We start from the raw sequence: 24764 nt of genomic DNA, 5'->3' as shown, positions 1-24764 counted from the left end.
AGCAGGACAGCTGGGTCAGCGGGTCGAGCTCGAGTCGATGAGGGCGTCTTCGATCTCTTCGGCGCTCTGACGTCCGCCGCGACGCCCTGGCCGGCTCGAGCGGCCGGTGTGCGGCCCGACGGTCGAGGAGGGCCCGTCGAGCGGGCCGTCGCCGTCGCGAGCCCCATCAGCGTCGCCGAGCGCGGCGAAGGGGTGCGGGAGGTCGCCGAGGGCCTCGATGGTCGCGTCTCGGCGCTCGCGACGGATCAGCACGACGAAGCCTGCGACACCGCCCACGGCGAAGACCCACCACTGGAAGGCGTACGACAGGTGGGACCGCGGGTCTGTGTCCGGGACGGGCAGGGTCGCGAGCCCTTCGGCGGGCCGGCCGTCCTCGGCCGCGAGGGCCCCGTAGCCCCCATACGTGCGTCCGTCGGCCCAGGCTGCTCCGTCAGGCCCGGCAGCGAGCACCTGGGACGTGTTGATCGCCTGCACCTGACCTGGAGGCGCACCGTTGTCCGCTGCCGGCTCGTCGGCGCGCAGGCGGAGCGTCAGCTCGACCTCGCCTCCCGGGGGAGCAGGCAGCGCGTCAGGGGTCGAGCTGTTCGAGCCGTAGGGGATCCACCCGCGGTTCACCACGATGACAGTGCCCTCGTCCGTGACGAAGGGCACCAGCACGTGGAAGGCCGCCTGGCTCTCAACAGGGCGGTTGCGGAGCAGGACGGTCTTGTCGGCCTCGTAGGTCCCCGAGACCGTGACACGTCGCCAGACGTCGGAGGCCGGCACCACGTCGCCGGGGCCGTCGAGCAGCTCGTCGATCGGGACGGGGTCGGAGGCGTAGTTGGCCTCGATGACCGCGATCTGCGCGTCGCGGTCGACGTGCCGGTTCCACTGCCACCGCCCGGCGAGCACACACCCTGTGAACAGCACGGCGACGCCGAGGGCGAGGGCGACCCACTGCCGAGGGGTCCGCAGCTGGACGTGCGGCGCTGCGGCCTCGGGTGCTGGTGCCTCCGCGGTGCGCTGCGCGGTGGTCGCCTCGGCGCGCTGGGCGGCGGTCGCCTCGTCGGGCGTCTGCGTCTCGCGGGGCGCCCCGGGGGCAGGGGACGGTGCGTCGGTCACTGTGCCGGCTGCTGCTCGAGGTCGGTGACCGGGACCGTGCCGTGGCGGAACCCGCGTGCGTCGAGGAAGGTCTCGAGGTGCTCGCGGTGGTCGTCGCACGCGAGCCACACCTTGCGGCGCTCAGGGGCGTGGATCTTCGGGTTGTTCCACAGCAGACCCCACCGGGCCTCGGCGCGGCAGCCCTTGCCGCTGCACACGAGGTCGTCGGAGATGGGGTCGGCGAGGCCGAGCAGGTCGATCATGGGTGCCTCTCGTCGTGCTGGGCTGCCGGGGGAGCGTCGTCGGCCGGCGGGGTGGTCGACCCTCCATCTTCGCCCGAACCTGACGTCGGGCGTGACTGCGGGCCGTCGCCCGGCCCCTCGGGGTCCATCACGTGGACGTAGACGGGCGGGTCCTCGGTCGTCGGCCGCGAGGACGCCGGACCGTAGGGCCCCGTCGCGCCCTCCGCGGACGGCAGCTGGTAGTACTCCATGAGCGGACCCTGGGTCTCCTGCCCCTTGACCCTCGTCTCGTTGGCGCTGACGACAGCCACGTAGGGGAGCAGGACTGCGCCGGCCAGCAGAGCCCACATCAGCCACCCGTCGGCGAAGAACGCACCGGCGAAGCACGCCAGGCGGATGCCCATCTGGAGCAGGTACCGCTTGGCGCGTCGGGACTGGTCTTGCCTGAGGGAGTCGGCGGCGTTCGTGATCCGGTGCACCTCGTCGCGGTGCTCGGAGCGCCCGCGGGTGCCAGGAGTCTTCACGCCCTCGAGTTTACGCGCGGAGGGCTCGTGACGCCCCTCACGATCTTTGTCGGTGACGCACAGTGGAAGCCGTGTCCGACCAGCACAGGACCCCCACACTCTGTAGGGTTCCCACTAGTGCTGACCCGCCGACCTGAGGATTCCTGCGCGCCTGGGCGACCTCGTGTCGGCTACCGTTCTGACGCAGGGTCCGCATCGTGCGGGCCCAGAGACCGGCTCACCGCACCCGCGGACCGGTCAGCACGACCCACCAGACGAACGATCTCCAGGAGGACCTGTGGCAGCGGCTGAGACAGCGACGGCTGAGACGGCGGGACACACGCCACGGGTGGTCCTGGTGACCGGTGCGAACCGCGGCATCGGCCGCGCGATCGCAGAGCGCTTCGTCGCCGAGGGCGACCGCGTGGCGACCATCTACCGCAGCGGAGACCTGCCCGAGGGCGTCTTCGGCGCTGTCGCCGACATCAGCGACACCGCCGCGGTCGACGCCGCCTTCACGGCCATCGAGGCCGAGCTCGGCCCCGTCGAGGTGCTCGTGGCCAACGCAGGCATCACCCGCGACCAGCTGCTCATGCGCATGACCGACGACGAGTTCGAGAGCGTCGTCGACGTCAACCTCACGGGGACGTTCCGCTGCGTGCGCCGGGCGTCCAAGGGCATGATCAAGATGCGCCGAGGGCGCATCGTCCTGGTCTCCTCGGTCATCGGCCTCTTCGGCGGCGCCGGTCAGGTCAACTACGCCGCGTCCAAGGCGGCGCTGGTCGGCATGGCCCGCTCGATCACCCGTGAGATCGGCTCGCGCAACATCACCGCGAACGTCGTCGCCCCGGGCTTCATCAACACCGCGATGACCGCCGAGCTCCCCGAAGAGCGCCAGAAGACCTACAAGGCGTCCATCCCGGCCGGCCGCTTCGCCGAGCCGTCCGAGGTCGCCGGTGCCGTCTTCTTCCTCGCCTCACCCGACGCCGGCTACATCAGCGGCGCCGTCATCCCCGTCGACGGTGGCCTCGGCATGGGTCACTGATCCGAGGCTGGCTGTCCGTCTCCTCGCACCCCCCTCCTCGCACCACCCCCTCCGTCGGAAGGATCAGGCATGGGCCTGCTCGAAGGTAAGAAGCTGCTCGTCACAGGCGTCCTCACGGACCACTCGATCGCGTTCCACGTCGCGCGCCTGGCGCAGCAGGAAGGCGCGCAGGTCGTCCTGACGTCCTTCGGCCGCCAGTTCCGCCTCACCCAGGCGATCGCCAAGCGCCTCCCCGAGGCTGCGCCTGTCGTCGAGCTCGACGTCACCGACGACGAGCACCTCGCCGCGCTCGAGGGCAACGTGCGCGAGCACGTCGACCACATCGACGGTGTCGTCCACTCGATCGGCTTCGCACCGCAGTCCGTCATGGGCGGCAACTTCCTCAGCGGTGAGTGGAAGGACGTCGCGACGGCCCTCGAGGTCTCGGCCTTCTCGCTCAAGTCCCTCGCCGTCGCCGCGAAGCCCCTCATGACCAACGGTGGCGGGTCCATCGTCGGTCTGACCTTCGACGGCAGCTTCGCGTGGCCCGTCTACGACTGGATGGGTGTCGCCAAGGCGGCCTTCGAGTCGACCTCGCGCTACCTCGCCCGCGACCTCGGCGCAGACAACATCCGCGTCAACCTCGTCTCGGCCGGACCGATCCGCACCACCGCGGCCAAGTCCATCCCCGGATTCGAGAAGATGGAGGGCGGCTGGCCCGAGCGCGCCCCCCTCGGCTGGGACCAGACGAACCCGGAGCCGACGGCCCGCGCCGTCGCCGCCCTGCTCTCGGACTGGTTCCCCGCGACCACCGGTGAGATCGTCCACGTCGACGGTGGCGTGCACGCGATGGGTCTGTGACCTTGTCCACCCCCACGGTCCGCCGCCTGGTCCTGCTGCGCCACGCGAAGGCAGAGCCTGGCGGCACCGTGCCGGACGTCCTGCGCTCCCTCGCCCTCTCGGGCCGGTCGCAGGCGTCCGCAGTCGGGCGCTCCCTCGCGGAGGCCGAGATCGCCCCCGAGGTCGTGCTGTGCTCGGACGCCGTCCGGACGCGTCAGACCTGGGACCTCGTCCGTCCCGGACTCGGGGACGTCGAGCCTGACGTGACAGTGACGCCGGACCTCTACACGGCGGACGTCGCGCAGGTGCTGGCCCTCGTCGGAGCCGTCGACGAGCGCGTCCGCACGGTCCTCGTGGTCGGCCACGAGCCGATCATGTCCTCGGTCGCTGAGCACCTCGCCGGCCCCGGCTCGGAGTCGGCAGCACTGCGGCAGGTGCAGGTCGGGGTCCCGACAGCCTCGTACTCCGTGCTGGAGTCCGAGGAGCCGTGGGACGCGTGGGGACGCAAGACCAGCACGCTGCTGCGGCTGGTCCGTCCGAAGGACTGAACGTCTCTCGTGCCGGCCGTCTGACGGTCTGAGACAGCCCCGGCCGGGCGTCGCTCCCGCGGCGCCTCGCCGGGGCCGTCTGGTACGCGGGCAGCCCGCGTGTGCTCGGGGAGCCAGCGACGGACGGCCCGCACAGGAGAAGGCCCTGCGGTCGGCTCGTCCGGTCGCCCACCGGTGTCGGCCTTCAGACCGCGTCGATGATCTCCAGCACGGCGTCCAGGCGGGGACCGTCGACGGAGTACGGAGCCTGCTCCCGCACCACAGGCTTAGCGGCGAAGGCGATGCCGATCCCGGCCGCCCCGATCATGTCGAGGTCGTTGGCACCGTCGCCGATCGCCACCGTGTGCTCGATCGCGATGCCCTCCTCCGCGGCGATCTCGCGGAGGGTCTGCGCCTTGTAGGCGCGATCGACCACCTGGCCGGCGGTCCGGCCGGTGAGCACACCGTCCGTCACCTCGAGGTGGTTCGCCCGGAAGAGCGTGATGCCCAGCTCTGCGGCGAGCGGCGCGACGACCTCGGTGAAGCCGCCCGAGACGAGGGCGACCACCCATCCGCGCCGGTGGCACTCCGCAACGAGCTCGCGGGCACCGGGTGTGAAGGTGGTCCGTCGACGGACCTCGTCCAGCGCTGACACCGGCACCCCTGCCAAGGTCGCGACACGCTCGCGCAGCGACTCCGCGAAGTCCAGCTCGCCCCGCATCGCGCGCTCGGTCACCGCGGCAACCTGAGCCTCGGTACCCGCGTGCGCGGCGATGAGCTCGATGACCTCTTGGGAGATGAGCGTCGAGTCGACGTCCATCACGACGAGCCGGCGCGGGCCAGTGCCTGCCCCCTTGGGCTGGGTGGCTGCCGTGGCGGCGGGGACAGCGGGCTGGGCGTCAGGTGCTGGCGTCTCGGTCACCGGGCCAGCCTAGGCGCAGCCTCACGACGCACGAGAGCCGCGCCCGCACAGCGGACGCGGCTCTCAGGTGCCGGGCTCGGGGCGAGCCGCGGCGAGGTGCTCTCGGGGAGGCAGTCGCCTACTCGACGATCGACCCCTTCGGGACCACGGTGATGCCGGAGTCGGTGACGGTGAAGCCGCGGGCGCGGTCCTCCTCGGCGTTGAGGCCGACGCGGGCGCGCTCCTTGATGATGACGTTCTTGTCGACGATCGCGCGGTGGACCTGCGCGTGCCTGTGCACCTGGACGTCGTCGAGCAGGACGCTGTCCGACACGGCGGCCCAGGAGTGCAGGTGGACGCCGGGGGACAGCACAGAGCCGACGACGGTCGCCCCGGAGATGAGCACACCTGGGGAGACGATCGAGTCGGCTGCGTGCCCGAGACGACCAGCACCGGCGTGCACGAACTTGGCGGGCGGCAGCCCGACGTAGCCCGTGTGCAGCGGCCACTCGTGGTTGTACAGGTTGAACACCGGGGTGACGGCGATGAGGTCTTTGTTGGCCTCGTAGTAGGACTCGATGGTCCCGACGTCGCGCCAGTAGTCGCGGTCGCGGTCGGTCGAGCCGGGCACGTCGTTGCGGATGAAGTCGTAGACGCCGGCCGTGCCGCGGTCGACGAAGTACGGGACGATGTCGCCGCCCATGTCGTGGCGAGACTCGAGGTTGTCGGCGTCCTTGGTGACGGCCTCGACGAGGGCGTCGGCGTTGACGACGTAGTTGCCCATCGAGGCGAGGATCTCACCGGGGGAGTCGGCGAGACCGACCGGGTCGGTCGGCTTCTCGAGGAAGGCGCGGATCTTGTCGGGGGAGGCGGGGTCGGTGTCGATCACGCCGAACTCGGTCGCGAGGGCGATCGGCTGGCGGATGCCGGCGACCGTGAGCTCGGCGCCCGAGGCGATGTGCGCGTCCACCATCTGGGAGAAGTCCATGCGGTACACGTGGTCTGCTCCGACCACGACGACGATGTCAGGACGCTCGTCCTCGATGATGTTGAGGCACTGGTAGATCGCGTCGGCGGAGCCGAGGTACCAGTGCTTGCCCACACGCTGCTGCGCGGGGACGGGTGCGACGTAGTTGCCCAGCAGCGCTGACATCCGCCACGTCTTGGAGATGTGACGGTCCAGGCTGTGGGACTTGTACTGCGTGAGCACGACGATGTGCAGGTAGTGCGAGTTGACGAGGTTCGAGAGCGCGAAGTCGACCAGCCTGTAGATCCCGCCGAAGGGGACAGCTGGCTTGGCGCGGTGCGCCGTCAGCGGCTTGAGTCGGTTGCCTTCGCCGCCGGCCAGGACGATCGCGAGAACTTTAGGGGCTGCCATGCCATGACCTTAGAGCCGCGCGCCCCCAGATGCACCCAGAAGCGCTACCGTGTCGACCGTGAGAATCGACCTGTTGACCCGTGAGTACCCTCCGTTCGTCTATGGCGGGGCTGGTGTTCACGTCGCCGAGCTGTCGGCCGTGCTGCGCAGCCGCGTCGACGTGCGCGTCCGCTGCTTCGACGGTCCCCGGACCGCCCCTGACACCCCGGAAGGAGTGACCGGCTACGGCGTCCCCGGCGGTCTGGACGACGTCAACCCCGCGCTGGCGACCTTCGGCGTGGACCTCGCGATGGCTGGCGACGTCGCCGGAGCCGATCTCGTGCACTCCCACACCTGGTACGCGAACCTCGCCGGGCACCTCGCGGGTCTCCTGCACGGGGTGCCGCACGTGCTCTCCGCGCACTCCCTCGAGCCGTTGCGCCCGTGGAAGGCCGAGCAGCTCGGCGGGGGCTACGCGCTCTCCGGCTGGGCCGAGAAGACCGCGTACGAGGGCGCCGCGGGCATCATCGCGGTGAGCGCCGGGATGCGCGAGGACATCTTGCGCTCCTACCCGGACGTCGACCCCGCCAAGGTGCATGTGGTCCACAACGGCATCGACCTCGACGGATGGGTCCGTCCCACGGGTGACGAGGCGGTCCGTGCCGACTCTGTCGTCCGTGCGCTCGGCATCGACCCCGACAGGCCGGCCGTGGTGTTCGTCGGCCGGATCACCCGCCAGAAGGGCCTGCCGTACCTGCTGCAGGCTGCCGCGCGTCTCCCGGAGGACGTCCAGCTGATCCTCTGCGCGGGTGCGCCCGACACGCCCGAGATCGCCGAAGAGGTGTCCTCGGCCGTGGCCGAGCTCTCGACGCGGCGCAGCGGGGTGGTCTGGATCGAGGAGATGCTCTCGCGCCCCGACCTCGTCGCGGTGCTCGCTGCGTCGACGGTCTTCGTCTGCCCGTCGGTCTACGAGCCGCTGGGCATCGTGAACCTCGAGGCGATGGCCGTCGGGCTCCCTGTCGTCGGCAGCGCGACAGGCGGCATCCCCGAGGTCGTCGACGACGGCGTCACCGGGCTGCTCGTGCCGATCGACCAGGTGCAGGACGGCACCGGGACGCCGACAGACCCGGAGACCTTCGTCAGCGACCTCGCCCGGGCGCTCACCGACGTGGTGACCGACCCGGAGCGTGCCGCGGCGATGGGCGTCGCCGCCCGCCGCCGGGTCGAAGACCACTTCGCGTGGGACGCGATCGCCGACCGCACCCTCGCGGTCTACGAGACCGTCCTCGAGCAGTGGGCGGCGCGGTAGGTCAGAGCAGGATCAGTCGTCGGCGGGGACGTGGAGCGTCGCCGCCGACATGGCGCGGCGGGCTGCGCGGTCGACCTCGCGCAGGGCTGTCGACCGCTGGTCGGCCTGCCACAGGTTGACGGCCCCGCCGTCGTCCATCGTCGCGAGGTCGACGATGGCCCGCAGCCGGGCCGCCGACTGGAACACCTCGGCGCGGCGCGCGTCGACCCCGCGCGGCAGGACCGACCGCAGGTCGACGGGCTCACGCAGCGACGCGATGATCCCGGCAGCGTCTTCGCGCCACCTCGACACGTCGAGGTCCATGAGTGCCTCGGTCGCCTCCCGCAGGCCCAGCCGGAGCTGACGCTGCGCGTCGTCGAGCGTCCCCACGGCGCCGACGGTCCGCAGCTCCCAGGGGTCGACCCGCACACCGTGCCACGTCACGAGGTGACCGGGTTCGAGGTCCGACCCGAACCTCTCGACCTCGGGGGCGAAGGCCCAGTGCTCGAGGACCTCGGGGGCGTCCGGCCCCGCAGGCACCAGCGGCGCAGGCGGGGCGTCCGCGACGACAGTCACGAGGACGCACTCCTCGGCGTCGACGGCCCGCGCGCTCACCGGGGCGGGTACGCCCATCGCGTCGCCGGGCCCGGGGAACACCGCGGCCACCGAGCGCACCCGACCGGCCCACGCCGAGAACAGGCTCCCCACGGTCGGGGTGTCGAGGCCTGCCGGCACGTCGCCGGCGAGCTGGTGCGGCTCGTCGTCGTCGACGACGGTGCCGGCCGCTGCGGCAGCCTCCTCGGTCGACGAGACGGCCCACAACCACAGGGCGAGCGAAGCGGATCGGGGCACGATCGCCCCCGGGTCTGGACGCGCCGACGAGCGCGGAGAGAGCGAAGTCACGACGACCAAACTACGCCGCTCACAGCCAGACATGGCGTGCCACGGTCGGCGACTGTCACCGGATGCGGATAGGGTCGGTGACCATGACCTGGGTGCTTGACCTCGAGAACGTCTCTGTCCGCCGCGGTGAGAAGAACATCCTCGACGACGTGTCGTGGCAGATCGCCGAAGGCGAACGGTGGGTGATCCTCGGCCGCAACGGAGCCGGGAAGACGACCCTCCTGCAGATCGCCTCCGCGCGCATGCACCCGACGAAGGGTGTCGCCAAGATCCTCGACACCCAGCTCGGCAAGGTCGACGTCTTCGAGCTCCGCCCGCGCATCGGCCTGGCCAGCGCAGCGCTCGCCGACCGCATCCCCGCCTCCGAGACCGTCTCCGACGTCGTCCTCACCGCCGCCTACGCCGTGACCGGCCGCTGGCGCGAGTCCTACGAAGACCTCGACGTGGCGCGGGCGGGCGACCTGCTCGCCGTGTTCGGCGTCGACCACCTCGCCGACCGCCGCTTCGGCACGCTGAGCGAGGGCGAGCGCAAGCGTGTGCAGATCGCCCGCGCGCTCATGACCGACCCCGAGCTGCTGCTCCTCGACGAGCCGGCCGCCGGACTCGACCTCGGTGGCCGCGAAGAGCTCGTCGGCGCGCTGTCCGAGCTCGCCGCGTACCCGCAGTCACCCGTCCTCGTGCTCGTCACGCACCACGTAGAGGAGATCCCGCCGGGCTTCACCCACGTCATGCTCATGCGTGACGGCGGCGTGCACATCGCCGGACCGATCGACGAGGTCCTCACCGACGAGCACCTGAGCGAGGCCTTCGGGCTGCCGCTCGAGGTGACGCGCTCGGGTGACCGTTGGGCCGCCCGCGCAGCCCAGGTCGAGGCCGTGCGCACCGGGGGCCACGCCGACTGAGCAGGGGACTTCTCCCCGCTGCTAGGCCTACCCAGCACATGCCAGACCGACCCGGATAGGGTAAAGTTTAGGCAAAGCCGGGTTTGGCTTTCTCAGAGCGGAGGCACCCATGGACTGGTACTGGTGGATCGGAGCAGCGCTGCTCCTCGTGGTCGTCGAGATGGTCTCTCTCGATCTCGTCCTCATCATGTTCGCCGGGGGTGCGATCGCCGCAGGTATCGCAAGCGCCCTGGGCCTCGGCCTGGTCGGCCAGATCGTCGTCTTCGGCGTCGTGTCGACCCTGCTGCTCCTCGCCCTGCGGCCGTGGCTGCTCAAGTACCTGCGGCAGCGCACACCCCTCGTCGAGACAGGCGTCGCGGCGCTCGCGGGCCGCACCGGGACCGTCGTCTCTGAGGTCAGCGACGAGTCTGGCCGCATCAAGCTCCTCGGCGAGGTGTGGACCGCCCGGTCCCTCGGTGACGTCACCTTCCCTGTCGGCGCGGACGTCCGCGTCGTGAAGATCGACGGGGCGACGGCGGTCGTCGACGCCGTCGAGGCCCCCTACAGCTCACCCGGCGCGCCGCCCGTCCTCTGAGGTCCGGGCCCAGAGCCCAGCACCTGCGACGGCAGCGCCGGTCGACCGACCACACACCGCACCTCGAGAGGACCCTCATGAACGATGGCAACAGCGGCCAGGTCATCGGCCTGGTCATCGCAGCGCTCATCGCGCTGTTCTTCATCATCGCCCTGGCGCGTGCCGTCCGGGTCGTCCCCCAGACCGCCTCGCTCATCGTCGAGCGGCTCGGTCGCTACTCCCGGACGATGGACGCCGGTCTGCACTTCCTCATCCCCTTCGTCGACAGGGTCCGCGCCGGCGTCGACCTGCGCGAGCAGGTCGTGTCCTTCCCGCCGCAGCCGGTGATCACCTCCGACAACCTCGTGGTGAGCATCGACACCGTCCTGTACTTCCAGGTGACCGACCCCAAGTCGGCCGTCTACGAGATCGCCAACTACATCACCGCGATCGAGCAGCTCACCGTCACCACGCTCCGCAACGTCATCGGGTCCATGGACCTCGAGCAGACCCTCACCAGCCGCGACCAGATCAACGGTCAGCTGCGCGGGGTGCTCGACGAGGCGACAGGTCGCTGGGGCATCCGCGTCAACCGCGTCGAGCTCAAGTCGATCGACCCGCCGCAGTCCATCCAGGGCTCGATGGAGCAGCAGATGCGCGCCGAGCGTGACCGTCGTGCCGCGATCCTCACGGCCGAGGGCTTCAAGCAGTCGCAGATCCTCACGGCCGAGGGTGAGAAGCAGGCCGCGATCCTGCGCGCCGAGGGTGGCGCCCAGGCGGCGATCCTCACGGCCGAGGGTGAGGCTCGCGCCATCCTCCAGGTCTTCGACGCCATCCACGAGGGTGACGCGTCGCCCGAGCTGCTGGCCTACCAGTACCTGCAGATGCTCCCGCAGATCGCCAACGGCACCTCGTCGAAGATGTGGATCGTCCCGACAGAGTTCACGGCAGCTCTCGGCTCGATCAGCAAGGGCTTCGGCGGTGACGGCGGGGACTCCGGCAACGGAGGCGGTCGGGGTGGGGACGACGGCGACAGCCCGCGTCCCCGCCGCGACAGGACGGCCAGCCCCCTGCAGTCTGCCCTCGAAGACCCGACCCAGGCCCTCGCCGAGGCACGCCGCCTCGCCGAGGCCGCGACGGCCGACGCGACGAGCGCCGGCACGCACTCGGGTGCCCCGACGGACCCGTCGCGGACCGCCGGCCAGCAGCCCGCCGGGTCGCACGGCGCACCGCAGCAGGCACCCCGGACGCTCGGGACCGAGGGTGGGGGAGCGCGCTTCGCGCCGCCCGTCCCGGACTCGCTCGAGAAGCCGGCGACCCCGCCTGCTCCGCCGACACCTCCGACGGCGCCCGGACAAGCACCGCAGCAGTAACCCGTCCAGCCCGCGCGCACCTCAGGGACCACGCGCGGGCAGCGCACGACGCCTCGCAGGCTCCTCCGCCCTGAGCGGACCGGGACCTTCTGCGAGGCACACCGAGGGCCACGCACCGTAGGCTGACAGACGGTCAGCACACTGACCGTCTGTCAGTCCGGGGCGTGGCCCTCGGGCGTTCCGCGGGAAAGTCGAGGATGTCTGTGCTCCTCCAGCTGCTCAAGGCCCACCTGAGGCCCTACAGGTCTGCGCTCGTGCTCGTGATGGTGCTCCAGCTGGTGCAGACCATCGCCTCGCTCTACCTGCCGAGCCTCAACGCCGACATCATCGACAAGGGCGTGACGACCGGCGACACCAGCTACATCATCCGCATCGGCGCGCTCATGCTCGTGGTGAGCCTCGGGCAGATCGTCTGCGCGGTGACGGCCGTGTACTTCGGTGCCCGCGCGGCGATGGGCTTCGGGCGCGACGTGCGCGCCTCGCTCTTCTCGACGGTCCAGAGCTTCTCCGGGCAGGACGTCGGCCGCTTCGGGGCGCCGTCGCTCATCACCCGGACCACCAACGACGTCCAGCAGGTCCAGATGGTCGTCATGCTCGGCCTGACCATCATGGTCATGGCACCGATCATGCTCGTCGGCGGCATCATCATGGCGCTGCGCGAAGACGTCGGGCTGTCGGCCCTGCTCGTGGTGATCGTCCCGGTGCTCGGCGTGACCGTGGGCATCATCATCTCGCGGATGGTCCCGTACTTCCGGCAGATGCAGAAGCGCATCGACCGGATCAACTCGGTCCTGCGCGAGCAGATCACCGGCATCCGGGTGATCCGCGCCTTCGTGCGCGAGCGCCACGAAGAGGATCGCTTCGAGGTCGCCAACACCGAGCTCTACGACACGTCGCTGCGCGTCGGCAAGCTCATGGCGCTCATGTTCCCCGTCGTCATGCTCGTGATGAACCTGTCGAGCGTCTCGGTCATGTGGTTCGGTGCGCAGCGCATCGACTCCGGTGAGATGCAGATCGGTGCCCTCACGGCGTACCTCAGCTACATCATGTACATCCTCATGGCCGTGATGATGTCGACGATGATCTTCATGATGGTCCCGCGTGCCGCAGTCTCGGCCGAGCGCATCAAGGAGGTGCTCGACACCGACTCGAGCGTCGTCGAGCCGGCCCACCCTGTCGCGATCGGCCAGGTGTCGGGGCGCGTCGAGCTCGACCACGTCGAGTTCCGCTACCCGGGCGCACAGGACCCTGTGCTGAGCGACATCACCTTCACCGCCGAGCCTGGGCAGACCACGGCCATCATCGGCTCGACGGGCTCGGGCAAGACGACGTTGATCAACCTCGTGCCGAGGCTCTTCGACGCGACCGGGGGGACTGTCCGCATCGACGGCGTCGACGTCCGCGAGGCCGCCGGGCAGGACGTCTGGGCGCACATCGGCATGGTGCCGCAGAAGCCGTACCTGTTCTCGGGGACCATCGCCTCGAACCTCGCCTACGGCCTGCCCGGCGCGACCGAGGAGCAGATGTGGGACGCCCTCGAGGTCGCCCAGGCGGCGACCTTCGTCCGAGACCTCGCGCAGGGCCTCGAGACGCCCGTCGCCCAGGGCGGCACGAACTTCTCGGGAGGCCAGCGCCAGCGCCTCGCGATCGCCCGGGCCGTGATCCGCGACCCGAAGATCTACCTCTTCGACGACTCCTTCTCGGCCCTCGACTACGCGACGGACGCCGCCCTGAGACGCGCTCTGGTCCCACGGACACGAGGGGCGACGACCTTGCTCGTCGCCCAGCGCGTCGCGACCATCCGCACCGCCGAGAAGATCATCGTGCTCGACAACGGGCGCATCGTCGGCCAGGGCACCCACGACGAGCTCCTCGAGAGCTGCCAGACCTACCAGGAGATCGTCTTCTCCCAGCTCTCCGCGGAGGAAGCAGCATGAGCGCGAACACCGAGGGGGCCCCGGCCCGCAAGAGCATGGAAGAGCCCGTGGCAGACGCCGCCGCGACGGCGCCCAAGACCCCCCGCGCGGGTCGTGGCCGTCCCGGCGGTCCGATGGGCGGCATGGGGATGCCGACCGAGAAGGCCATGAACTTCACGGGATCGCTCAAGCGCTTCGCGGGGTACCTGCGCGTCGAGCGCATGCGCGTCGTGATCGTGACCGTGCTCGCGGTGGTGTCGGTGACGCTGTCCGTGCTCGGGCCCAAGCTGCTCGGCAACGCGACCAACATCATCTTCGAAGGTGTCATCGGGCGTCAGCTGCCTGCTGGTGCCACCCAGGCCGAGGTCGTGGCTGGGCTGAGGGCCGAGGGGAACGACACCTTCGCGGACCTCGTCTCGGGCATGACCGTGACGCCTGGGCAGGGGCTCGACACCACGGCGCTGCGGAACGTGCTGATCGGCGTGATCGCCGTGTATGTCGGGGCGTTCCTCTTCGGGTGGCTGCAGGGCCGAACCACCGCTGTCGTCGTCCAGAACACCGTGCTGCGCCTGCGCGCCGAGGTCGAGGCCAAGATCAACCGGCTGCCGCTCGGGTACTTCGACAAGCAGCAGCGCGGCGAGGTGCTCTCCCGCGTCACCAACGACATCGACAACGTGGCCCAGACGCTCCAGCAGACGCTGTCCCAGCTCGTCACGTCGGTGCTGACCATCATCGGTGTGCTCGCCATGATGTTCTGGATCTCGCCGCTGCTGGCCGTCGTCGCGCTCGTCACCGTCCCGCTGTCGGTGCTCGTCACCGCGATGATCGCGAAGCGGTCCCAGCCGCAGTTCATCAAGCAGTGGGCGGCGACAGGGACGATCAACGCGCACATCGAGGAGATGTACTCCGGGCACGCGCTCGTCAAGGTCTTCGGCCACCAGCAGGCCGCGATCGAGACCTTCGAGGAGGAGAACGCGGGGCTCTACGAGTCGAGCTTCAAGGCGCAGTTCATCTCCGGGATCATCCAGCCCGCGATGGGGTTCATCGCCAACCTCAACTACGTGATCGTCGCCGTCGTCGGTGGTCTGCGGGTCGCCTCGGGGACCATGACCCTCGGTGACGTGCAGGCCTTCATCCAGTACTCGCGCCAGTTCACGCAGCCGATCACGCAGGTCGCGTCGATGATGAACCTGCTGCAGTCCGGTGTCGCGTCCGTCGAGAGAGTCTTCGACCTGCTGGATGCCGAGGAGCAGACCCCGGACCCTGCGCAGCCCGCGCACGTCGACAAGGTCGAGGGGCGTGTCGCCTTCGAGCACGTGAAGTTCAGCTATTCGCCCGACGTGCCGCTCATCACCGACCTGTCGATCGTCGCCGAGCCCGGCCAGACCGTCGCGATCGTGGGGCCGACGGGGGCCGGCAAGACGACCCTGGTCAACCTCATCATGCGGTTCTACGAGGTCGACGGAGGGCGGATCACCCTCGACGGCGTCGACACGTCGACCATGACCCGCGACGAGCTGCGGTCCAGCATCGGCATGGTGCTCCAGGACACCTGGCTGTTCAAGGGCACGATCGCCGACAACATCCGCTACGGCGCGACAGGCGAGGTCTCCCAGGAGCGCCTGCTCGAGGCGTCGGTGGCGACGCACGTCGACTCCTTCGTCAGGTCGCTGCCCGACGGCTACGAGACCGTGCTCGACGACGAAGGCGGCAGCGTCAGCGCGGGGGAGAAGCAGCTGCTCACCATCGCACGAGCGTTCTTGGCCGACCCGCCGATCCTCATCCTCGACGAGGCCACGAGCTCGGTCGACACCCGCACCGAGGTGCTCGTGCAGAAGGCCATGAACGCCCTGCGCCAGGGGAGGACGAGCTTTGTCATCGCACACAGGCTGTCGACCATCCGCGATGCCGACGTGATCCTCGTGATGGAAGACGGGGACATCGTCGAGCAGGGGACGCACGACGGGCTGCTCGAGGCTGGCGGGGCGTACGCGCGGCTGTACCAGAGCCAGTTCGCTGTGGCTGAGGACTGATCCGGCTTCGGTGCCACGTCTGACGACGGGTTGAGCGACATCGGGCGGTGCTCCTGACTTCGGTCGGGGGTGCCGCCCGTAGCCGTCGCGGGGTGGTCGACCGCTCTCGCTCGTCGGGGAGAATGGTCTCGTGCCTCTCATCCCGATTATCGACTCGACCGACCCGCGCCTCGACGACTACACGAACCTCACGGACATCGTGCTGCGCTCCAAGCACGAGCCTGAGAAGGGCCTCTTCATCGCGGAGAGCTCCAACGTCATCCGCCGCGCACTGGCTGCCGGGCTGCGACCGCGGTCGTTCTTCATGGCGGAGAAATGGGTCGAGTCGATGGCCGACGTCGTCGCCGAGTGGCCGGACGTACCGGTCTTCGTCGGAGAGCCGAAGCTGCTGGAAGACATCACCGGGTTCCACCTGCACCGCGGGGCGCTCGCGGCGATGCACAGGCCGGTCGAGCCGACTGTTGCGGAGTTGCTCGCTGGTGCGCGGGGCGGTGCTGGGGCTCGACGCGTGGCGATCTTCGAAGACGTCGTGGACCACACGAACCTTGGTGCTGCGTTCCGGTCTGCTGCTGCGCTCGGTGTCGATGCGGTGCTGGTGACCCCGCGCTGCTCGGACCCGCTGTACCGGCGGAGCGTGCGCGTGAGCATGGGCACGGTGTTCCAGGTGCCGTGGACGCGGATCCCGTGGCCGTCGGGGATCGGTGAGCTGCAGGCCGCCGGTTTCACGGTCGCCGCGCTCGCGCTGTCGGACGACTCGATCACCCTCGACGAGTTCGTGGAGCAGAAGAACGAGAAGACGGCGTTCATCTTCGGCACCGAGGGCCACGGCCTGGCGCAGGAGACGTTGGAGGCTGTGGACTCGGTGGTGAAGATCCCGATGGCCGGGGGAGTGGACTCGCTCAACGTCGCGGCCAGCGCGGCTGTGGTGTTCTACGCGACGCGGTAGTCCATAGCGGCAATCGGGCGACCGATACCACTGTTCTCGGACCTGGGCAGGAGCGGATTGAGGATAGACGTACCGCATCCTGTGACGCTAGTGTGGACCCGCAACAGATGGGTCTCCGTTTGGAGGGCCTCAGGCATTCTCGGCCGAATTAACGTGCCGAATCAATATTGGGGGCAACTTTGACGGCAATCAAGCGCATCCATGTCAGCCACATTGCTAACGCTGTCAAGGAGAGATATTCTGTCCACCTCGATCTGACTGACGTGGCGGCCGCTTCCGCGAACTCGAAGGAAGCGATCATCAAGACACGCGGGCTGGCTGCATTCGCGTTGCAGAGTGTGGTCGCCGATCTGGAGGTAGATTCGGCGGCTCGACATGTGACGGATGGTACCGACGACAACGGTATCGACGCTCTGTACGTCGACTTGAGAGAAAAGACTATCTACGTTGTGCAGACAAAATGGCATGACGATGGCATGGGCAGTATTGGTGTCGGAGATATGCACAAGACGGTTAGCGGCCTGAGGGATTTGACTGAAGAGCGTTTTGATCGTTTCAATAGCAAATTCGGGCCGGTGCTGCCCGATGTCGAGGACGCTCTAAGCGATCCCGATGTCAAGTTCTCGCTCGTAATCGCGATGACCGGACCGTCCGAACTCGCTGAAGCAGTTCAGAATGTTGTTGATGACGCTTTAGCGGAGATGAACGAAATCTCCGAGATGCTAAAGATCAGAATTTTGGGACTCGCGGAACTGCATCAAATTCTGCGAGAAGGTGGAGCTGCCGCGAAAATCGACCTTGACCTAACACTCGAAGGATGGGGTGCTCTGACCGAGCCCTATAGCGCCTTCTATGGCGTTGTTGACGGCGTCACAGTGGCTCGCTGGTACTTAGAGCATGGGGGAAGGCTATTCGACGACAACCTTCGGAAGGCTCTAGGGTTCACTTCGGTCAACGCCGCATTGCTAGAGACAGTCGACGCAGAGCCAGAGAATTTCTGGTACTTCAATAATGGCGTGACGGCTCTTTGTGATTCGGTAAGTAAGACTGTGAAGGGAGGTGCTTCACGTGTAACTGGCGAGTTCGTCGTAAAAGGTATGAGCGTCGTAAACGGAGCACAAACCGTTTCTAGCCTAGCGGAGCGTTATAGGACTGACCCAGATGCCCTCGAAGCTGTCCGCGTCTGGATTCGTCTGATTTCGCTTGAGGGTTGCCCAGATCAGTTCGCCACGGACGTCACTCGCGCGACAAACACTCAGAATGTCGTTGAAGGCAGAGATTTTCTTTCGCTCGATCCGACTCAGCAGCGCCTTCAGGACGACCTCCAGCTCTCGCTGAAGAAGCGTTATGTATTTAAGAGAGGAGAAGTTACGCCAGCGGCGCAAGATGGATGTACTGTTGCTGACGCTATTGTTGCTCTTGCATGCGCGAAAAGCGACAGCACTTTTGCGGTCCTCGCGAAAAGTGCAGTCGGTCGGCTCGAAGATCGGCGCGGTCGGTACTATCCCCAGCTATTTCGGTCATCGACAACTGCTTTCGAAGTGTGGCAGTCGGTGCAGATCCACCGCGTCATCGAGAAAAAGTTGGGCACTCTAAGATCTGTGTCGCAGGGGAAAAAGAAAGCGGTTGCAATGCAAGGTAATAGAATGGTCGCGCATGCCGTCTTCCAAAAAGTTCGATCCCAGCACGACTTGTCGGCCGAGATTCAGAGTGATGTCTGGCAAGACCTAATCGGCGAGGTGTCAAACTTGACGGCTTCGGCGCTGGATGTTCTCAGCAAGCACGTCGAAAGAAGTTACGCGAGTAATTACGTGACAAGCTTGTTTAAGAATGCAACAAAGTGCCAGAGCATCTCCGTCCATGTAAACCGCCATATGGGCTCCTAGAAATTCTGACCTTTCGCTGGAACTAGTTTGTTCATAGTGGTGGTTGAGTCCTGTCTTTTTGTTTTCAGGAGCAACGAAGAGACCGATCGTGCACTTCAGCATCTCGTGGAGATGGGCGGAAAGTCCAGGTCTGTCGCAGTGCGTGGGCCATCGAGTCTGCCGAACGTGGGATGCTCCTCGCTCTTGCCTCGCTTCAGGGAGACGAGCTGCGGGAGACCCCGGAAGATCTTGTGGAGATGGCCGAGGTTGCGCTTTACATGGACTCCCTACGTACGAGGTGACGTCTACAAGGTCGAAGGCGCCCCGGGATGCGACGGGGCCGGAGCAGCGCGGTGCTCGTAACGCTGTGGTGTGCAGTCGGACAGGCTCAACCTGTCGACGATCCTCGTCGCGCCGATATCGACGTCCGCTGCTCCGGCCCTCTTTCTACCGACGATCGTGGTCGGCGACGTCACGACACGGGTGCTCGTCGAGCAGACCTGCGCCGCGAATGCGGAGGTCCGGTTTGGTGAGTTCGCTGGGCGACTGGATGCGGCCGAGCTCGACGATGTCGAAGAGTCTCTCCGCCTGGTCCTTGGTCTCCTCTGATCGCACGACAGGTGGCTCGCAGAGAGCGCGGCTTCACCGCGAGGTACCGTGACTTCACGCACCGCGGACCACTCCCGGCGCTGACCCATGAGGAGAGCACACGACCATGAAGCGCCAGACCGCAGCAGCGTGCCTGCTCGCCCTCACCCTGGTCGTCTCTGGCTGCTCCTCGTCGGCGCGTAAGGACTCGGCCCCGGTCGCCGTCGACACTGCAACACCGAGCGCTACCGCGTCCCCGTCGGCCTCGCCCGAGCCGAGCCCTTCCGAGTCCGTAGCCGACCCGTCTGACGCCCCCGACGTCATCGAGCCGCCCGCCGAGGCCCTCCCCGACGACAGCGCATCCGACGTCCCGGACGACCTCGAAGACATGCTCGTCCCCGACGACCTCAAGGACGTCACGGCTGACGACATGTACGGCAGCGGCATCGACGACCTCATGGCGGCCTTCGAGGCTGGGGACAAGAACCGCAAGGTCGGCGTGTGCCGCACCGGGGCGGTCATCGTCTCCGAGCTGACCCGCACGGAGATCGACGAACGCCGGGCGTCGATGACCTCGGACCAGGTCGAGACCTTGGAAGACTTCATCGAGCAGTGCGGTCGTGTCCTCGCCAGCTAGCGCCCCACCATCCCCAGCGGACAGCGTGACCGGCCTAGACTCCGTCGTGTGACCGACCGACCTCGTAGCCCGCGGACCGTCGACGCGTGGGTCGCGGGCTGTGGCTGGCTCTTCGCAGCCCTCGCCCTCGTGGCCCTCCCGCTGCTCGACACCGGTGACGACGGGGTGGTCCTCGTGCTGCAGGGCAGCATCGGGTGGTGGCTCGTCCTCGTCACGGTGACTGCCCAAGCACTCGTGCTCTGCCGCGCCCGGTCGGCGCCCCGCCCAGCGCTCCTGACCGTGGCGGCGATCCCGGCGCTGCTCGCCGTCGCCGGGCCCGGGGCGGTCTACGGCCTCACCGGGATCGCGACGATCCTCGCGGTCTTCCTCGTGACCCTCGCCCTCCCGCTGCCCGACCTGCGCACGCTCCTCCCGGTCGTCGCGGGATCCGTCGTGCTGGGGGAGACGATCAACGCCGTCCGCAGCACCCCGACCGAGATCCCTGCGGCGCTTGGCGCGGCGGTCCTGCAGGCTGTCGGTGTCGTCGGGCTGCCCTTCGTCATCGCCCTGGCCGTCGCGGCCCGGCGCGAGGCTCGCACGGCCCACCGCGGGGAAGAGCAGGCTCTCGTCCGTGAGCGCGACGCCCTCGTCCAGGCTGCGGTCGCCGACGAGCGCACCGCGATGGCGCGCGAGCTGCACGACATCGCTGCGCACCACATGTCCGGTATCGCGATCATGTCGGCGGCCATCGCCCGGCAGATCGACACCGACCCTGAGGCTGCGAAGCGCTCGGTGCAGCAGGTGCGCGAGCAGAGCACCGCGGTGCTCGACGACCTGCGTCGCCTGGTCGGTCTGCTGCGGTCCGACGACGGGGAGGCCACACGCTCGGTCGAGACGCTCTCCGCGCTCCGCGAGCTCGTCGCGAGCCGCCGCGAGGCGGGTCTGACAGTCGAGCTGCGCCTGCCCGAGCAGGCGGGACCCCACGGGCCACGGCTGACCGACGACGTCGGACCGCTCGCCCAGCTCGTGGCGTACCGCATGGTCCAAGAAGCCCTCGCGAACGCCGTGATGCACGCCCCCGGTGCGGCCTGCATCGTCGAGATCGCGAACTCAGGTGACCGCGCGATCCTGGTCCGTGTGGTCAACGGTCCGCCCGAACAGCCTGTCGACCGCGAACGCTCGACCTCAGGCTTCGGGCTCCTCGGCATGCGTGAGCGCGCCGCCCTCGTCGGTGCCGACCTCGCCTACGGCAGCACGGTCGACGGTGGCTGGGAGGTGCGGCTGACCTTGCCCACGGAGACGGGCCGCCCGCCACGCACGACGACCGACCACCAGCCTGGAGACCCTGCATGATCCGCGTCCTCGTCGCCGACGACCAGCCCCTCGTCCGCGCCGGCCTCTCGGCGCTCCTGTCGGCCGAGCCTGACATCGAGCTTGTCGGGGTGGCCTCCGACGGCGTCGAGGCCCTCGAGATGGCGCTCGCGCTGCGCCCGGACGTCGCGTGCCTGGACATCCGCATGCCCGGCCTCGACGGCATTGAGGTGACCCGCCGCCTCAACGGCATCGACTCCGGATACCCCGTCCCGGTGCTCGTGCTCACCACCTTCGACATCGACGACTACGTCTTCGGTGCCCTCGAGGCCGGGGCCTCAGGGTTCCTCCTCAAGGACGCCGACCCTGACGTGATCATCCACGCCGTCCGCCAGGTCGCAGCCGGTCACGGGACCATCGACCAGACGCTGACCCGGCGGATCCTTCGCGAGTTCGTCGACAGGCGCAGCCTGCGACCCGTCTCCGTGGACCGCGCTGACGGTGTGCTCACCGACCGCGAGCGGGAGATCTTGCTGCTGCTCGCCCAGGGCATGTCGAACGAGGAGATCGCCCGGGAGCTGGTCGTCGAGGTGTCGACGGTCAAGTCTCACCTCGCGCGCATGCTGCCCAAGCTGGGTGTGCGGTCCAGGCTGCAGGCCGTCGTGTGGGCGTACCAGAACAGGGTCGTCGCGCTGCCCGACGTCTGAGGCCGGCCGGGCCTGCATCGAAAGATGCAAGCCTCCAGGTCCCGCCGGAAGCATCTAGGTCCGCCACCACCCGCTCCGTAGCGTCGAGAGCATCACCTCAGAGCCCTCGACACCAGGAGCATCGTCATGCCTCTCCGCCCTCAGAATGCGCGCCCTCAGACCGCCCACCCGCACACCGCCCACCCGCAGACGTCGCTGCCGACCCTCTCGACCGACACGGCCGTCCGCCTCGTCCAGGTCACCAAGACCTACCCCGACGGCCCCGACGTCGTGACCGCCCTGCGGTCCGTCTCCCTCGCCATCCCGCGCGGGTCCTTCACAGCGATCATGGGTCCTTCAGGCTCAGGCAAGTCGACCTTCCTCAGCTGCGCGGCCGGGCTGGACTCGCCGACCAGCGGCCAGGTGATCGTCGGTGACGTGGACATCACCGCGCTCTCGCCCGACGCCGTCACCCGGTTCCGCCGCGACCACATCGGCTTCGTCTTCCAGGCCTACAACCTCGTCGGTCACCTGACGGTCGCGGAGAACATCCAGCTGCCCATGCTCCTGGGTGGCACCCGGCCCGACCCGGGGTGGCAGGCCTCGCTCGTCGACGCCGTCGGGCTCACCGGGATGGAGGACCGCCTGCCCGGCGAGCTCTCCGGTGGCCAGGCGCAGCGCGTCGCGATCGCCCGTGCCCTCGTGACCCGTCCTGCGGTGGTCTTCGCCGACGAGCCCACGGGTGCCCTCGACACACGCACCGGTCAGCAGGTGCTCGGGCTCCTGCGGCGGATGTCCGACGAGCTCGACCAGACCCTCGTGGTCGTCACCCACGACCCCGGCGTCGCCGCCACAGCCGACCAGGTGCTGTTCCTCGCCGACGGCAGCGTCGTCGGTGACCTCTTCTCGCCGACGGCCGCCGACGTCTCGGCCCGCCTCGCAGAGCTGGGGCGGTGAACCCCATGTGGTCCTTCGCCCGCTCAGCCCTGCATGCCCACGCCTCGAGCGTCGCCGGCAGCTTTGTCATGGTCGCTCTCGCCTCAGCCCTGCTCACAGCGACAGGCGCCTGGATGGAGGCCGGGATCCGCGGCACGTCCTCGGGGGAGGACCTGTCGATGCTCTCCGCCGCGACAGGCTCCTTCGCGGGGACGACGATCCTCGTGGTCGTGCTCGTCGTCGCCTCCGCCTACGCCGCCGCCCTGCGGGAGCGGCGTTCGCAGTTCGCGCTGCTGCGCGCAGTCGGTGCGACACCGACCCAGGTGCGCAGGATGGTCGCGACCGAGGTCGCCTTCGTCTTCGCCGCCGCGACGCTCGTCGGCGCTGTCCCCGGTCTGCTGCTCGCCCGCTCGGCGACGTCCGTGCTCGTGTCGGGGGAGATCGTGCCCGCGGGCTTCGTCCTCCAGCTCTCGCCCTGGCCGGTCCTCGCGACAGCCGTGCTGCTCGGCGGGACCGGCGCGCTGACCGCCCGCCTCGCGGCACGGGAGACAGCGAGGCTCAGCCCGACCGCCGCTGTCAGGCTCAGCGCGACCGAGCCGTCGACGCTCTCACCCGTGCGGCGTACGGCCGCCTGGTGCTGCGCCGTGCTGGGGCTCGGGGTCGCGGTGGTCCCCTTTGTCGTCCCCGGTCTCATCGGGAGCGCGTCGGGTGCGTCGTCGGCCTTCCTGCTCATCACGTCGGCGGCGCTCGCTGGTCCGGCGATCGTCGCAGCACTGGCTCGCCGTGGTCTCGCGGCGGCACAGGGCTCGGGGAGCGCGAGCCTCACGCTTGCCCTCACCAACGCCCGCGGCTTCTCTCGCCGGCTCACCGCGGCGATCGTGCCGCTCGCCCTGCTCCTGTCCCTCGGCACGGTCCAGCTCGGCGTCAACCGGGCGGTCTCGACAGCAGCCGGTGTCCAGCTGGGCGACGGCATCACGGCTGACCTCGTGGTCCAGAAGACCGGGGGACTGGGCACGACCGACCTCGAGGCCGTCCGCTCGACGCCCGGTGTCGAGGCCCTCACGACCCTCCGATCGCAAGAGGCGCAGGTGCGCACCGACGACGAGATGGACGACGTGGCCTTCCTCTCCGGCCTCGCCTGGGAACCGACCGCCCTCCAGGTCCTGTCCGGCGGTGACATGCTCGTCGACCCCGACGTGAGGTCTGGGACGCTCGACGACCTCGCAGACCCCGGCACCGTGGCTGTCGGCCGGGACTCGCTGCTCGGCACGGGCACGGGGCTCGGTGACAGCCTCACCGTCCGGCTCGACGACCAGGAGCGAGAGCTGACCATCGTCGCGGTCTACGACAGGACGCTCGGCTTTGGCGACTACCTCGTCGGCGAGGCGACGCTCGCCTCGGACGACACGCAGACGGGCACCGGGACCGCTGCCGACGCGGTCTTGCTCCGCACCGCACCTGGGCAGGCCGACGCTGTGGAGACCGCGATCGTCGCAGCAGGACTCGACGTGCTGACGACCGCCGAGTACGCCGACGCTGCGACCGACGCCGCCGCAGGTCAGCAACAGCTCTCCGCCATCCTGGTGCTCGCGCTCCTGGTCTTCGTCGCCGCCGCAGCTGCCAACACGCTCGCGATGCTCGCCTCATCCCGCCGCCCCGAGCACGCACTCCTGCGCCGGACGGGGGCGACCCGTCGCCAGCTCGTGACGACAGCAGCCGTCGAGGCGGCAGTCGTGGCCCTGGCAGCGCTGGTCATCGGGACAGCCTCGGTGCTGCCGGCGCTGATCGGTGTCGGCTACGGGCTCGTCGGGTCGGTCTTTGCCGGGATCGACGTCATGGCCTTCGGGGTGCTCGCGCTCGCGGTCGTGCTGGTGGCCGGCACGACGACGGTGATCGGAGCAGTCCGGGCGACGGCGAGACCTCAGGTCGTCCCCGCCGCCTGAGTGCTACCTGGTCGCGCCGGTCGGTGTGGCGTCCTCGGTGCCGGTGCCGGTGCCGGTGCCGGGAGGCCACCGGGTGTGTGCTCCGCACCCGCTCGGCTCGCGTCCTCTGAGAGCAGCAGCCCGAGCAGCCCGGGGAGGTCCCGGTCGATCTCCGCGCGTCGCAGCGTCAGGGTGCTCCCGTTGCCGTGGTCTCGCTGGGTGACGAGACCGGCTTCGCGGAGCACCTTGAAGTGGTGCGTCTTCGTCGCCTTCGAGACCGGGAGGTCGAAGGAGCCGCAGGCACGAGCCTGGTCGTCGGTGTCGTGCACGAGGTCGACGACTACCTGGCGGCGTGACGGGTGGGCGAGGGCGGTGAGCACAGCGCCCAGGTCGAGCTCGCGTGGCATGAGGTCCTTCTGGCAGGTCGGATGGGAGGTATGGCTTGCATCTTA

At 69.0% G+C, this 24764-nt stretch carries 24 protein-coding genes; 17 read left to right on the top strand and 7 right to left on the bottom strand.

Features of this window, described 5'->3' with window-relative positions; genetic code table 11:
• Positions 1 to 15: 15 nt before the first annotated feature.
• Genes ASG53_RS13230 through ASG53_RS13220 form a run of 3 tightly spaced genes read right to left on the bottom strand, consistent with a single transcriptional unit; the run spans position 16 to position 1846 of the window.
• Positions 16 to 1101: an SURF1 family cytochrome oxidase biogenesis protein gene (locus ASG53_RS13230; RefSeq protein ID WP_235533925.1), complete on the bottom strand. Its 1086-nt coding sequence runs from the start codon at positions 1099 to 1101 to the stop codon at positions 16 to 18.
• Positions 1098 to 1343 carry a hypothetical protein gene (locus tag ASG53_RS13225; RefSeq protein ID WP_056133770.1) on the bottom strand — a complete coding sequence of 82 codons (246 nt, stop codon included), beginning with the start codon at positions 1341 to 1343 and terminating at the stop codon, positions 1098 to 1100. Before ASG53_RS13225 ends, ASG53_RS13230 begins: the two co-directional genes overlap by 4 nt.
• Entirely contained in the window at positions 1340 to 1846 is a 507-nt protein-coding gene (locus ASG53_RS13220; RefSeq protein WP_056133767.1) for a DUF3099 domain-containing protein, read from the bottom strand. The genes ASG53_RS13225 and ASG53_RS13220 overlap by 4 nt, the downstream gene beginning before the upstream one ends.
• 277 nt (positions 1847 to 2123) lie before the next feature.
• On the opposite strand from ASG53_RS13220, the gene fabG reads away from it, so the two are divergent.
• The 3 genes from fabG to ASG53_RS13205 all read left to right on the top strand — a co-directional run bounded on the left by fabG (position 2124) and on the right by ASG53_RS13205 (position 4237).
• Complete coding sequence (gene fabG / locus ASG53_RS13215; RefSeq protein ID WP_056133764.1) at positions 2124 to 2870, top strand: 3-oxoacyl-ACP reductase FabG; 747 nt, start codon at positions 2124 to 2126, stop codon at positions 2868 to 2870.
• 69 nt (positions 2871 to 2939) lie between these two features.
• Positions 2940 to 3710, top strand: coding sequence for an enoyl-ACP reductase FabI (gene fabI / locus ASG53_RS13210; protein WP_012867166.1), 771 nt, complete (start codon positions 2940 to 2942; stop codon positions 3708 to 3710).
• Positions 3707 to 4237, top strand: a complete 531-nt coding sequence (locus ASG53_RS13205; RefSeq protein ID WP_235533924.1) for a SixA phosphatase family protein — start codon at positions 3707 to 3709, stop codon at positions 4235 to 4237. Before fabI ends, ASG53_RS13205 begins: the two co-directional genes overlap by 4 nt.
• A gap of 184 nt (positions 4238 to 4421) precedes the next feature.
• Here the strand turns inward: ASG53_RS13205 and serB are convergent, their stop codons facing one another.
• Together serB and ASG53_RS13195 are read right to left on the bottom strand one after the other, a co-directional pair.
• Positions 4422 to 5138, bottom strand: a complete 717-nt coding sequence (serB, locus tag ASG53_RS13200) for a phosphoserine phosphatase SerB (protein ID WP_082544030.1) — start codon at positions 5136 to 5138, stop codon at positions 4422 to 4424.
• Positions 5139 to 5256: 118 nt separating this feature from the next.
• Positions 5257 to 6495 (bottom strand): glucose-1-phosphate adenylyltransferase, encoded by a 1239-nt coding sequence (locus tag ASG53_RS13195; protein WP_056133761.1) that lies wholly within the window; start codon positions 6493 to 6495, stop codon positions 5257 to 5259.
• 58 nt (positions 6496 to 6553) lie between these two features.
• Here ASG53_RS13195 and glgA point away from each other — a divergent pair, with 58 nt between their 5' ends.
• Positions 6554 to 7783: a glycogen synthase gene (gene glgA, locus ASG53_RS13190; protein WP_056134335.1), complete on the top strand. Its 1230-nt coding sequence runs from the start codon at positions 6554 to 6556 to the stop codon at positions 7781 to 7783.
• Positions 7784 to 7795: 12 nt separating this feature from the next.
• Here the strand turns inward: glgA and ASG53_RS13185 are convergent, their stop codons facing one another.
• Positions 7796 to 8614 (bottom strand): hypothetical protein, encoded by an 819-nt coding sequence (locus tag ASG53_RS13185; protein WP_235533923.1) that lies wholly within the window; start codon positions 8612 to 8614, stop codon positions 7796 to 7798.
• A 134-nt stretch (positions 8615 to 8748) separates the two neighbouring features.
• Between ASG53_RS13185 and ASG53_RS13180 the strand changes: the two genes are divergently transcribed.
• The 13 genes from ASG53_RS13180 (at position 8749) to ASG53_RS13125 (ending at position 24333) form a co-directional block, all read left to right on the top strand.
• The gene (locus ASG53_RS13180) at positions 8749 to 9567 is read left to right on the top strand and encodes an ABC transporter ATP-binding protein (protein ID WP_056134332.1); all 819 of its coding nucleotides are present in this window, start codon (positions 8749 to 8751) and stop codon (positions 9565 to 9567) included.
• Between the two features lie 109 nt (positions 9568 to 9676).
• A complete protein-coding gene (locus ASG53_RS13175) occupies positions 9677 to 10141 on the top strand; it encodes an NfeD family protein (RefSeq protein ID WP_056133755.1) in 465 nt (154 codons plus the stop codon).
• Between the two features lie 77 nt (positions 10142 to 10218).
• Positions 10219 to 11493 carry an SPFH domain-containing protein gene (locus ASG53_RS13170; protein WP_056133752.1) on the top strand — a complete coding sequence of 425 codons (1275 nt, stop codon included), beginning with the start codon at positions 10219 to 10221 and terminating at the stop codon, positions 11491 to 11493.
• 203 nt (positions 11494 to 11696) lie between these two features.
• The gene (locus tag ASG53_RS13165; RefSeq protein WP_056134329.1) at positions 11697 to 13430 is read left to right on the top strand and encodes an ABC transporter ATP-binding protein; all 1734 of its coding nucleotides are present in this window, start codon (positions 11697 to 11699) and stop codon (positions 13428 to 13430) included.
• Positions 13427 to 15442: an ABC transporter ATP-binding protein gene (locus ASG53_RS13160; protein ID WP_082544029.1), complete on the top strand. Its 2016-nt coding sequence runs from the start codon at positions 13427 to 13429 to the stop codon at positions 15440 to 15442. Before ASG53_RS13165 ends, ASG53_RS13160 begins: the two co-directional genes overlap by 4 nt.
• Before the next feature lie 130 nt (positions 15443 to 15572).
• Positions 15573 to 16388 (top strand): TrmH family RNA methyltransferase, encoded by an 816-nt coding sequence (locus ASG53_RS13155; RefSeq protein WP_056133749.1) that lies wholly within the window; start codon positions 15573 to 15575, stop codon positions 16386 to 16388.
• A gap of 179 nt (positions 16389 to 16567) precedes the next feature.
• Positions 16568 to 18274: an AIPR family protein gene (locus ASG53_RS19545; protein WP_156382788.1), complete on the top strand. Its 1707-nt coding sequence runs from the start codon at positions 16568 to 16570 to the stop codon at positions 18272 to 18274.
• Between the two features lie 351 nt (positions 18275 to 18625).
• A complete protein-coding gene (locus ASG53_RS20630; protein WP_327286735.1) occupies positions 18626 to 18862 on the top strand; it encodes a type II toxin-antitoxin system PemK/MazF family toxin in 237 nt (78 codons plus the stop codon).
• Positions 18863 to 18968: 106 nt separating this feature from the next.
• Entirely contained in the window at positions 18969 to 19478 is a 510-nt protein-coding gene (locus ASG53_RS13145) for a hypothetical protein (RefSeq protein WP_056133747.1), read from the top strand.
• A gap of 48 nt (positions 19479 to 19526) precedes the next feature.
• The gene (locus ASG53_RS13140) at positions 19527 to 20810 is read left to right on the top strand and encodes a sensor histidine kinase (protein WP_056133743.1); all 1284 of its coding nucleotides are present in this window, start codon (positions 19527 to 19529) and stop codon (positions 20808 to 20810) included.
• Complete coding sequence (locus ASG53_RS13135; protein WP_056133741.1) at positions 20807 to 21475, top strand: response regulator; 669 nt, start codon at positions 20807 to 20809, stop codon at positions 21473 to 21475. Before ASG53_RS13140 ends, ASG53_RS13135 begins: the two co-directional genes overlap by 4 nt.
• A gap of 126 nt (positions 21476 to 21601) precedes the next feature.
• The gene (locus ASG53_RS13130; protein WP_082544027.1) at positions 21602 to 22411 is read left to right on the top strand and encodes an ABC transporter ATP-binding protein; all 810 of its coding nucleotides are present in this window, start codon (positions 21602 to 21604) and stop codon (positions 22409 to 22411) included.
• A 5-nt stretch (positions 22412 to 22416) separates the two neighbouring features.
• A complete protein-coding gene (locus ASG53_RS13125; RefSeq protein ID WP_235533940.1) occupies positions 22417 to 24333 on the top strand; it encodes an ABC transporter permease in 1917 nt (638 codons plus the stop codon).
• On the opposite strand, the gene ASG53_RS13120 is transcribed toward ASG53_RS13125, so the two are convergent.
• Complete coding sequence (locus tag ASG53_RS13120) at positions 24312 to 24719, bottom strand: ArsR/SmtB family transcription factor (RefSeq protein WP_082544026.1); 408 nt, start codon at positions 24717 to 24719, stop codon at positions 24312 to 24314. The two genes, ASG53_RS13125 and ASG53_RS13120, sit on opposite strands and share 22 nt — an antisense overlap.
• Positions 24720 to 24764 lie beyond the last annotated feature (45 nt).

Source organism: Sanguibacter sp. Leaf3, assembly GCF_001425965.1.
In the GTDB taxonomy this organism is placed as follows: domain Bacteria; phylum Actinomycetota; class Actinomycetes; order Actinomycetales; family Cellulomonadaceae; genus Sanguibacter; species Sanguibacter inulinus.
Note: the sequence above shows the minus strand (reverse complement) of the source record. Positions and strands in the feature narration are given on the sequence as shown.

Bases quoted from the DNA above. Each gene is read 5' to 3' on its own strand.
- ASG53_RS13225 (WP_056133770.1), bottom strand. From the start codon at position 1,343: ATGATCGACCTGCTCGGCCTCGCCGACCCCATCTCCGACGACCTCGTG.
- fabI (WP_012867166.1), top strand. From the start codon at position 2,940: ATGGGCCTGCTCGAAGGTAAGAAGCTGCTCGTCACAGGCGTCCTCACG.
- ASG53_RS13195 (WP_056133761.1), bottom strand. From the start codon at position 6,495: ATGGCAGCCCCTAAAGTTCTCGCGATCGTCCTGGCCGGCGGCGAAGGC.
- ASG53_RS13180 (WP_056134332.1), top strand. From the start codon at position 8,749: ATGACCTGGGTGCTTGACCTCGAGAACGTCTCTGTCCGCCGCGGTGAG.
- ASG53_RS13175 (WP_056133755.1), top strand. From the start codon at position 9,677: ATGGACTGGTACTGGTGGATCGGAGCAGCGCTGCTCCTCGTGGTCGTC.
- ASG53_RS13170 (WP_056133752.1), top strand. From the start codon at position 10,219: ATGAACGATGGCAACAGCGGCCAGGTCATCGGCCTGGTCATCGCAGCG.
- ASG53_RS13160 (WP_082544029.1), top strand. From the start codon at position 13,427: ATGAGCGCGAACACCGAGGGGGCCCCGGCCCGCAAGAGCATGGAAGAG.
- ASG53_RS13145 (WP_056133747.1), top strand. From the start codon at position 18,969: ATGAAGCGCCAGACCGCAGCAGCGTGCCTGCTCGCCCTCACCCTGGTC.
- ASG53_RS13135 (WP_056133741.1), top strand. From the start codon at position 20,807: ATGATCCGCGTCCTCGTCGCCGACGACCAGCCCCTCGTCCGCGCCGGC.
- ASG53_RS13130 (WP_082544027.1), top strand. From the start codon at position 21,602: ATGCCTCTCCGCCCTCAGAATGCGCGCCCTCAGACCGCCCACCCGCAC.
- ASG53_RS13125 (WP_235533940.1), top strand. From the start codon at position 22,417: ATGTGGTCCTTCGCCCGCTCAGCCCTGCATGCCCACGCCTCGAGCGTC.
- ASG53_RS13120 (WP_082544026.1), bottom strand. From the start codon at position 24,719: ATGCCACGCGAGCTCGACCTGGGCGCTGTGCTCACCGCCCTCGCCCAC.